This is a genomic window from Candidatus Avelusimicrobium alvi (assembly GCF_958451995.1).
Taxonomy (GTDB): domain Bacteria; phylum Elusimicrobiota; class Elusimicrobia; order Elusimicrobiales; family Elusimicrobiaceae; genus Avelusimicrobium; species Avelusimicrobium alvi.
On sequence record NZ_CAUDSG010000014.1, the window covers coordinates 31594 to 40667 of the forward strand.

At 56.0% G+C, this 9074-nt stretch carries 6 protein-coding genes and 1 tRNA gene; 1 reads left to right on the plus strand and 6 read right to left on the minus strand.

Translation table 11 applies throughout. The annotated features are described in order from the left end of the window. Nucleotides 1–64: 64 nt before the first annotated feature. From ftsH to mutS, 5 genes are all read right to left on the minus strand, one after another. Nucleotides 65–1996: an ATP-dependent zinc metalloprotease FtsH gene (gene ftsH / locus ACQY36_RS04180; protein ID WP_428077949.1), complete on the minus strand. Its 1932-nt coding sequence runs from the start codon at nucleotides 1994–1996 to the stop codon at nucleotides 65–67. Beyond that, complete coding sequence (gene hpt / locus ACQY36_RS04185; RefSeq protein ID WP_428055977.1) at nucleotides 1996–2526, minus strand: hypoxanthine phosphoribosyltransferase; 531 nt, start codon at nucleotides 2524–2526, stop codon at nucleotides 1996–1998. The genes ftsH and hpt overlap by 1 nt, the downstream gene beginning before the upstream one ends. Nucleotides 2527–2702: 176 nt before the next feature. After that, nucleotides 2703–3320: a 4Fe-4S binding protein gene (locus ACQY36_RS04190; RefSeq protein WP_428077951.1), complete on the minus strand. Its 618-nt coding sequence runs from the start codon at nucleotides 3318–3320 to the stop codon at nucleotides 2703–2705. A 167-nt stretch (nucleotides 3321–3487) separates the two neighbouring features. Further along, nucleotides 3488–5371, minus strand: a complete 1884-nt coding sequence (gene mutL / locus ACQY36_RS04195; RefSeq protein ID WP_428077953.1) for a DNA mismatch repair endonuclease MutL — start codon at nucleotides 5369–5371, stop codon at nucleotides 3488–3490. Continuing rightward, complete coding sequence (gene mutS, locus ACQY36_RS04200; protein ID WP_428077955.1) at nucleotides 5364–7925, minus strand: DNA mismatch repair protein MutS; 2562 nt, start codon at nucleotides 7923–7925, stop codon at nucleotides 5364–5366. Before mutS ends, mutL begins: the two co-directional genes overlap by 8 nt. A 196-nt stretch (nucleotides 7926–8121) precedes the next feature. On the opposite strand from mutS, the gene ACQY36_RS04205 reads away from it, so the two are divergent. After that, nucleotides 8122–8208: transfer RNA gene (locus ACQY36_RS04205), tRNA-Tyr, on the plus strand. Nucleotides 8209–8530: 322 nt separating this feature from the next. On the opposite strand, the gene ACQY36_RS04210 is transcribed toward ACQY36_RS04205, so the two are convergent. After that, nucleotides 8531–9067 carry a type IV pilin protein gene (locus ACQY36_RS04210; protein WP_428077957.1) on the minus strand — a complete coding sequence of 179 codons (537 nt, stop codon included), beginning with the start codon at nucleotides 9065–9067 and terminating at the stop codon, nucleotides 8531–8533. Between the last annotated feature and the right edge of the window lie 7 nt (nucleotides 9068–9074).

Genomic DNA, 9074 nt, shown 5'->3' on the forward strand with positions numbered 1-9074 from the left:
CCAAGTGCGGGCACCACAGCCCCGGACCTGCGCGGTAACGTCCCGGCCCAGCGGTCAAACGGCCTTAAAAGAGTTCCGCCTGTTGAGCCTCCGGCCTTTCGGCTTTCGGCGCCTTCGGTTCCTCTTTTACGGGTTCTTGCGCTGCGGGCTCGCGCGAAGCGTCCTCGTTCGCGGCGGGTTTCAAGCCCAGGATGTCGTCAATCTCGGCGGCGTCCACCACTTCTTTTGCGAGCAGTGTTTCCACCAGTTTGTCGAACGCGGCGCGGTTGGACACGATAATGTCTTTCGCGCGCGCATAGGACGACTTAATCAAATTCATAATTTCTTCGTCAATGGTACGGGCCAGTTCCTGCGAGTATGTCGTATGGCGCGAAAGGTCGCGCCCCAGGAACACTTCGCCTTCTTCGCCGCTGGGCAGGGCAATGGGGCCGAGTTTTTCGCTCATTCCCAGCTCCACCACCATCTTGCGGGCGTAGGCCATGGTTTTGTTCAAATCGTCGCTCGCGCCGGAGGTAATTTCCCCGAACACGATTTCTTCGGCCGCGCGGCCGGCCAGCAGGATGCAGATTTTGTCCAGCATTTCGGACTTGCTGACTAAGAATTTATCCTCCAGCGGCAGCTGCAGCGTGTAGCCCAGCGCCTGGCCGCGGGGGATGATGGTAACTTTGTGCACCGGGTCGGAATGGTTCGTCAGGCGCGCCACCACGGTGTGCCCCACTTCGTGCGCGGCAATCACGCGCTGTTCGTGCTTGGAGATGATACGGCTTTTTTTCTGCGGGCCGGCAATCACGCGCTCCACGGCTTCGTCCATATCGCTTTTGGTAACGGCTTCTTTGTCGGCGCGGGCGGCCAGGATGGCGGCCTCGTTGACGACGTTAGCCAAGTCCGCCCCCACAAAACCGGGCGTGCCTTTGGCGACGGTTTTCAAATCCACGTCTTCGCCGAGTTTCACTTTTTTGGCGTGTACTTTTAAAATTTCTTCGCGGCCTTTTAAGTCCGGCGCGGGGACGGAGATATGCCGGTCAAAACGGCCGGGGCGGATGAGCGCCGGGTCCAGCACGTCGGGGCGGTTGGTGGAGGCCATTAAAATAATGCCCTGCTTGCTTTCAAAACCATCCAGTTCAATCAGCAGCTGGTTGAGCGTTTGTTCGCGCTCGTCGTGTCCGCCGCCGATGCCGGCAAAGCGGCGTCTGCCCACGGCGTCCAGCTCGTCAATAAAAATGATGGCCGGAGAATTCTTCTTGGCTTGGTCAAACAAGTCGCGCACGCGCGCCGCGCCCACGCCCACGAACATTTCCACAAATTCGGAAGCGGAAGCGGAAAAGAACGCCACGCCGGCTTCTCCCGCCACGGCTTTGGCCAGCAGGGTTTTACCCGTGCCGGGCGCGCCGTAAAGCAGTACGCCTTTGGGCAGTTTGCCGCCGAGTTTTTGGAATTTTTTCGGGTTTTTTAAAAATTTGATGACGTCTTCCAGCTCTTCTTTGGCTTCTTCGCAGCCGGCCACGTCTTTAAAGGTGACGGTTTGCTGGGACGGGTCCTGCATTTTGGCCTTGGAGCGCGCAAAGTTCATCGCGCTTTTGCCGTCGCTTCTCTGCGGGCGCAGAAAAATAAACCACCACAGCCCCACCAGGAGCACAATCCACAGCAGGTTGAACAAAATGTTGCCCACCCAGCTGTTGTCCTGCTCGGCTTTGTATTTCACGTTGGCGGCAGAGAGCTCTTTTACCAGTTCCGGGTCTTCCATGCGCACCGTTTTAAACGGCGCGAACTGGCCCTCGGCGTTTTTGTACATACCGGTAATCACGCCCGGAGCCACCGTTAAATCCGACACTTCGGCCGCGGCCACTTTGTGTTTGAAGTCGGAATAATCCAGCTCCGTCTGCTTGGCGCCCGGCTTGTTAAAAATTAACACCGCCAGGGCGAAAATGGCCAGCCACCCCACGATTTGTCCTACGGAAATGATTTTGCGGCTGTTCGGATTTTTGTTGTTCTTCATTATTTTCTAAATACCCCTATATACGGCAAGTTGCGGTACAGCTCGTTGTAATCCAGCCCGTAACCGATGACAAATTCGTTCTCCACGGTAAAACCCACATATTTCGGGTGTACGTCGGCTTTGCGGTTGCAGGGCTTGTCCAGCAGGCAGCAAATTTCAATGCTGGCCGCGCCGCGGTTTTTTAAATTGCCCATCAGATATTCCAGCGTCAGCCCCGTATCCACAATATCTTCCACGATAACCACATGGCGGCCTTTGATGCTTTCGCGCAAATCCAGCATGGTGCGCACCTGCCCGGTGCTGGCCGTTCCGCCCGCATACGAGGAAAGACACATAAAATCCATATTACAGTCCACGCTGATGTTTTTCATCAGGTCCGAATAAAACAAAATGCAGCCGCGCAAAATACCGACGAAAAGCGGAAGTTTGCCGCGGTAGTCGGCGGAAATTTCGCGGCCCAGTTCGGCCACCCGGCCGGCTAATTGTTGTTCCGAAAATAAAACGCGTTCCAAAACGGGGTTTTCAGGCATATGCCCTCCAATAGAGAATATACATAAAGGATACCTTTTTTTCGGCCTAAAGAAAAGAGAAAGGAGCCGTGAAAAGGCTCCTTTCCAAATTTCCGCGCGCAAGATGCCGCGCCCCGGCGGCTCCACGCCGTACAGCCGCACGCTTTCATCCGCCAAAAACCGTGTACTGCAACTTGTTAAATAAAAAATTCGGGCTCTTTGCGCGCGCCGTGTTTAAAAGCAAACACTTTTTCGGCCAGCGCAAGCGCAATTTTATTAAGCCCCCGCGCACCAGCCGGGCACACGCTTATACAGCGCATGCACGAAATACAGCGCGTTTTGTCCGTCTGCTCCGGCGCGTCCTCCGGGATGGCGTTTACCGGGCATTCGCGCGCACATTTGCCGCATTGGATACACGCGGCGGAAGCGGCGGGTTTAAACGGGATATTCGGGTATGCCATATATGGGCGGCGGCCTTTAACGGACGGCAGGGAGAGGGAGGAAATGTCCGCCTCGTTTTCCAGCTTGCGCCAAACATCCTGCGCAAACGCCGCGAGCTTTTCGCGGTCCGCCGCGTCCGGCCGTCCGGCGGCGACGGAGTGCATAATAGAATGTTCCGCCACCGGCGCGGCGCAGGCGGCGGGCACCAATCCGCCGGCAAGGGCCAAATCGCACATTTCAAGCAGGGCGTCGTCATAATCCCGGTTGCCGAATACGGCCAGCAGAACGGCGGGCGTTTGGGTTCCTTTTAATTGTAAAAACCGCTCCTTCGCCGCGGCGGGAATACGGCCGCCGTAAACCGGGGCCGCCCACACAGCCAGCTCATCCGGGCCGAACGTGCACGCAAAACCGCGTGCGGAAAAGGGCGTAATATCTATTTTTTCAGCAGGCAGAGGCAGGGCGGATAAAAACGCATCGGCCGTTTTTTCGGTCGGCCGGTTGCGCTGAAAAACACGCAGGTGATTTTAGTTATCTTCATACATTACCGCCCGAACAGTTTGTCCACTTGCTTCATATTTAACTGCGCCACGCAGGGCCGGCCGTGCGGGCAGTGCATGCCGTCCCGGCATTTTTTCATATTCTCCAACAAGCCTTCGGCTTCGGCGGGAGAAATCTGGTCATGCGCTTTGATGGCCTTTTTGCACGCCAGCATCGCCACCATTTTGCGTTTTAAACTTTCGGTGGATTTGGCCGGATCGCCCACCACCTGCGAAAGCGATACGATGAAATCTTTCATATCGTCTTCTTTAAAACGAATCATATGCGGCATGGTGCGCACCAGCACGGTATGCGCGGAAAAAGGCTCTATTTCAAAACCCGCGGTTTTCAGCCAGTCCGCCCACGACAACAGCGTCTCGGCGTTGGAGGGCGGCAAATCCACGTGAATGGGAAACAGCAGTTTTTGCACTTTTACTTCGCGCTTTTCAAAAGCATCCAGATAATACTCAAACAGTACGCGTTCCTGCGCGGCGTGCTGGTCTATAATCACCAGCCCTTCCGGGTTTTCAAACAGCAAATAACTTTTTTGCAGCTGGCCCAAATAATGGTACGGGCCGTGATACCAGCCCGGGTCCGTCTGCGTGTGCAAATCCGGCTGGGCGGAAGGAACGGCCGGCGAAGCGGCCGCTTCGGGCGCAGCGGCGGCGGGGCGCGCCACATACTCGGCGGGCTCTTCGGTTTCCCGCATTAAAAAAGCGGGCTTGGGCGCAAAGTCGGACGAGGGCATTTTTGCCTTGGGGGCAAATTCGGCCGCGAACGTTTCCATCGGCGTGGGCGCGGACGGCGTAAACAGCGCCTGCGCCGCCGGCTGGGCGGCTTCGGACAGGGAGACGGACGGCCCCGCATCGGGCAGTGCCACGTCCACCGGGCGCGCATTGGTAAACACGGTTTCGCCCGCGCAGTGCATAATAAAGCTGAATACTTTGTTTTCGTTTACAAAACGGATGTCGCGCTTCTGCGGATGAATGTTTACGTCAAAATCGGACGGGTCCAGCGTCATATACACCAAAAATGCGGGATGGCGGTCTTTGGGGCGGACGTTTTGGTACGCCTTGTAAATAGCCTGCTGGACGGTTTTGGAATCAATCGGGCGGCGGTTGACGAACACATACTGCATATCGCGCACGGAAACCAGTTTGTCGGCGGGGGTCAAGAAAAGCTTTAGGCCCATTTCGCCAAATTCTTTAAACACCAGCGTATTGGCCACTTCGTCGCCCAAAATCTGCCGGGCGCGCGACACGGCGGCTTCGGCCATCGGGCCGTTTTCGGCGGGCAGGTCGTACACGCGGCGTCCGTTGATGCTGACGCGGTAGCCCACATGTAAATTGGCCAGCGCGCTTTCTTCAATTACTTTAAGCAGGCACGCGCGTTCGTAGGCGTCGCTCTTTAAAAATTTAAGCCGCGCGGGCACGTTATAAAACAAATCGCGTATTTCCACCGTCGTGCCGCGAATGGACGGCGCGGGGCTTTGGGCAAACACTTTTCCGGCGTGAAGTTCCAGCCGGCTGCCGCTGCCGCCTTCGGTGCAGCTGGTAAGCGTCATGCGCGATACCGCCGCCGCCGAGTACAGCGCCTCGCCGCGGAAACCGAACGTGGTCAGCGAGGCCAAATCGTCAAACGCGCGGATTTTGCTGGTGGCGTGGCGCATTACGCTAAGCGCCAAATCTTCCGCGCTCATGCCGCAGCCGTTGTCGTTGATGCGGATTAAGTCGCGCCCGGCGCCTTCAATATCCACGTTTACGCACGTGGCGCCCGCGTCCACCGCGTTTTCCAATAATTCTTTCAGCACCCCGGCGGGGCGTTCAATAACCTCGCCCGCGGCGATTTTTCCGGCTGTTTTTTCGTCCAGTACGCGTATGTTACTCATTAATCCGTTTCTTCCATTCGCAAATCAGCTGTAAGGCCGCAAGCGGAGTCAGTTTGTCCGGGTCGGCCATTTTGATTTCTTCCACAATGGGCGAAGAAAACAAGTCTTTTACCATGTCCTGCTCTTTGGCGGAAATTTTGGCGCCTTTTTTGGCTTCCAAATCTTTCAGCACTTTCTTGGCGCGCAGGGTGCAGGCCGCGGGAAGCCCCGCGATTTCGGCCACGTGAATGCCGTACGAACGGTCCGCCGCGCCGGGCAGAATCTGGTACAGAAACGCCAGGCGGCTTTCGCCCGTGGCGTCTTTATATTCCCGGGCTTCCACGTGGTAATTGCGCACGCTTGCGTATTTGTTTTCCAAATCCACCAGCTCAAAATAATGCGTGGCAAACAGCACCTTGGGCCCGCCGTGCGGCTTGTATAAATACTCCACAATGGCCCAGGCGATGGAAATGCCGTCAAACGTAGAGGTGCCGCGCCCCACTTCGTCCAGCAAAATTAAACTGCGCGGCGTCATGCACGCCAGAATATGCGCGGTTTCGTTCATTTCCACCATAAAGGTGGAGTTGCCGCGCCCCAGCGCGTCGTGCGCGCCGATGCGCGTCATAATTTTATCCACCACGCCAAGCCGCGCCGAAGCGGCCGGCACAAAACTGCCCATCTGCGCCAGAATTACCAGGATGGCCGTCTGCTTTAAAAATACGCTTTTGCCGCCCATATTGGGGCCGGTGATAAGCATAATCTGGTTTTCCGGCGTGCCGATGCCCAGGTGGTTGGGCACAAAGCTTCCGGCGGGCAGGGTTTCTTCCACCAGCGGATGGCGGCCCGATTCGTAATGGAGTTCCGTGCTGTTGTCCACGGTCGGTTTGACCCAGCCGCCTTTCATCGCGCACAGCGCGAGCGAAACGTACACGTCCAGCTCCGACACGATTTGCGCAAACGCTTTTAAATGGTTGATCTGTGCGGCCAGCGTTTTGCGCACCTGGTCAAACAAACCGCTTTCCAGGCGGATGATTTTTTGCTCCGCGTTTAAAATTTTGTCTTCCAGCTCTTTGAGTTCTTCGGTAATAAAACGCTCCGCGTTGACGAGCGTCTGCTTGCGCACGTAAGAATAAGGCACCTTATCTATATGGGATTTGGTGACCTCAAAATAATATCCGAATACGGAAGTGTATCCCACCTTCATCGTGGAAATACCGGTTTTTTCGCGTTCGCGCGCGCAAATGTCTTCCATGGACTTGCTGCCGTTTGATTTAAGCGAACGCAGTTCGTCCAGCTCGGCGTTGTAGCCCGCGCGGATGACGTGCCCGTCGGACAGGCGCATCGGCGGATTTTCGTTTATCGCGTCGTACAGCACGCGCGCCATATCTTGAAGGACGGGCAGATTTTCGGCAAAGCGCGCCTGCAAATGCGGCGCGATGGAGCCGTACGCCTCAAACCAGCGGGCGATGGGATCTACGTTAAGCAAAGACTGCCTCAGCCCCGACAAATCCCTCGGCGAAGCGGTGCCGGTGGCGGTGCGCGTCATGATGCGCTCAATATCCGAAATGTTCTGCAAAAGCGCGGTCAAATCCGCCACGGCGGACTGATTTTTAACAAATCCTTCCACACAGTCCTGCCGCTGGGAAATTTCACCCGGGTCCATCAGCGGGTGCAAAATCCATTCTTTCAGCTTGCGGCTGCCTACGGCGGTTTTGGTTTTGTCCAGCAGCGCCCACAGGCTGCCCCGGCGGCCGCCGTCCTGGCTTTTGACCAGCTCCAAAGACGCCACGGCGTTTTCGTCAATCTGCAAACATTCCTTGAGTTCGCGGTAAGAAGGGATTAAAACGGTTTTAAAGCTGGGCTCGGTTACGTTTAAATACTTCATCGTCTGCAGAGCGCAGGCCAGGGCTTTTTTATGGCCGCCCCACGCGCCCAGCGCGGGCCAGTTGGCGGGGAGGGTATAGTCCCCATCAAACGGTTCCTGTTCCGTAAGCGTCAGCTTGCCCGGGAGCACCACTTTGGTTTGCAGCTGCGCAAGCGACTCCTTATCCCCGATGATTTCGGAAGGGTTGATGGCGGCCAGCGCGGCGGCGAGGTTGGTGAGCGTTGCGTCTTTATCGTTTTGGTTGACCCAAAATTCGCCCGTGGAAACTTCCACGCACGACAGCCCCCACCCGCTTCCGCTTACGCTGATTGCCACCAAATAGTTGGCCTGGTTGGCGTCCAACAGAGTGTCTTCCATCAGCGTGCCGGGGGTAATCACGCGCGTGACTTTGCGCTCAAAGAGTTTGGTGTTTTTATCCATCACCGAGCTGGTTTGTTCGCAAATGCCGATTTTCTTCCCGGCGTTAAGAAGCCGTACAATGTAGTTGTTTGCCGCATGATAGGGAATGCCGCACATGGGAATGCCGTGGCGCGCGGTGAGCGTAAGGCCCAAAATGGCGCTCACTTCGCGGGCCTGCTCGTCAAACATTTCGTAAAAATCACCTAACCGGAAGAATAAAACAATACCCGGGTGCTTGGCCCGGATGTCGTAGTATTGTTTCATCAAAGGGGTAGAATTCGTCTTTTGCATAGTGATATTTTAGCAATTTTGCGGACTTATTGCCCGACGGGAACGAGGGTTAAAAAGAAAAGAACGCCCGCTTTATATATGCAGGCGGCCGGATGACAGAAAATGATTTTTTTGTTATAATATTTGTACCTAGTTGTTTAAGTAATAACTACGGTCCGGGGGCTTTCGGGTTCCCGGCGTTTTTAACGAATTGTTTGGTAGGATGGCTGAGCGGTCAAAAGCAACGGTCTGTAAAACCGTCGGGCTACGCCCTACATAGGTTCGAATCCTATTCCTACCACCATTTAAACCCCTGCGGGTGCCTTGAGCATACGCAGGGGTTTTATGTAGGAAAGCAGGCCAACTGCTTGGCCTGCGTTAGGATGAGAAAGCCGCAGCCTTATGCGAGTTTTGCCCGCAGGGCAAAGGCGAGCATGGCGAGGCGGGGCCGCGAGCGCCGAGGGTCAACGAGGCGACTTGTGGCCGAATCCCTTACCACCATTTAACCCCCGCGAAAGCGGGGTTTTGTTTTTGTATGCGGCTGTGGCCAGAATGATTCCTGCCAAAAATAAAGGCTCCGCTGGAAGCGGGGCCTTTGTCGCAGAAAAAGAGCGGAGCGTTTCACGTTACGGAAGCAAATAACGGTTACAGCCGCCTATGAGCGTACACGTATGATGCGAAGCCGTTCCGGCCGCCGTACCGCCTATTCCTTTGCATAACGAGTTGGCCTGCTCATCCGACTGCGCCGCCCAGCATTCCCGTGTTTGGTTTTCCGGTCCGAAAAACTGCGCATAGGCCGCCTGATACTCTCCGCCGCTTCCGGGCTTAACAAAGCAGACAATCACTTTTGTATCGACTATCCGCAAATCGCAATAAATGCGGTTGCCGTGGCAGTACATAGGACCTTCCACAACCGTATCCGAGGCGGTACAGCTGCCCGGCACGCCGATATCCATATCACCCCAATAATCCGGCGGAACGCCGTTAGCCAAATAATAGCGGGCAGCCGAATCGGCAAACGTGCGCGCCAGTGTTTGCATTTCGCTGTACCGGGCGCGCAGCACGGCACGGTTGTACTGCGGTAGCGCGACCGCCGCCAAAATACCAATGATGAGAACGACCACCAACAGCTCTATAAGCGTAAATCCGAGGCTTTTCTGCACGGGATAT

What these genes read in the sequence shown, in the direction of transcription:
- mutL (WP_428077953.1), bottom strand. Translation starts at nt 5,371, where the DNA reads ATGAGTAACATACGCGTACTGGACGAAAAAACAGCCGGAAAAATCGCC.
- ftsH (WP_428077949.1), bottom strand. Translation starts at nt 1,996, where the DNA reads ATGAAGAACAACAAAAATCCGAACAGCCGCAAAATCATTTCCGTAGGA.
- hpt (WP_428055977.1), bottom strand. Translation starts at nt 2,526, where the DNA reads ATGCCTGAAAACCCCGTTTTGGAACGCGTTTTATTTTCGGAACAACAA.
- mutS (WP_428077955.1), bottom strand. Translation starts at nt 7,925, where the DNA reads ATGCAAAAGACGAATTCTACCCCTTTGATGAAACAATACTACGACATC.